1 protein-coding gene is annotated in these 452 nt (G+C 57.3%); it reads right to left on the bottom strand.

Annotated features, from left to right (window positions below):
- On the bottom strand, positions 1-398 hold a 398-nt coding region (locus tag FQK12_RS03340), incomplete at its 3' end, for a type VI secretion system contractile sheath domain-containing protein (RefSeq protein WP_186711174.1).
- Positions 399-452 lie beyond the last annotated feature (54 nt).

Here is a 452-nt window from a genome sequence, read left to right as displayed (position 1 = left end):
TTGACGTTCTGGCGGTAGTCGGTGCTGTCCACCAGCTGCTTCAGGCCGCGCCACAGGGATTCCACCTTCTGGAACTCAGGATGGTGCATCACCGCGTCCAGCTGGCGGCTGATTTGATAGTCCAGCTCCGCGATATGGTGGTCAATCAGGGTCTTGTCGAGCTTCTCCACGGTCTTTCCGGACTGACGGATGCAGTCCATAAACACCTGCATCGCCGCCGTCAGTCGTTCGCCCGCCGGGGCGTCGGACAGCGCGGCATCATCCAGAAAGTCGTTAATATCGCCCAGGCGGGAAGCCGGGGTCAGGTTGATTTTGTCAAACAGGGAGGCGTAAACGCTCTCTTTTTCCAGTACAGCGGTCTGCCCCTGCGCGGGGGCGGTTTCAGTATTTACAGACATCAGCATATTCCCGGTTAATCCATTAAATAACGCACGCCGTTTATTTCGGGGCCA

This window comes from Klebsiella sp. ME-303 (assembly GCF_007910085.1).
Taxonomy (GTDB): Bacteria; Pseudomonadota; Gammaproteobacteria; order Enterobacterales; family Enterobacteriaceae; genus Klebsiella; species Klebsiella michiganensis.
This window is presented reverse-complemented; position numbering and strand designations above follow the sequence as displayed.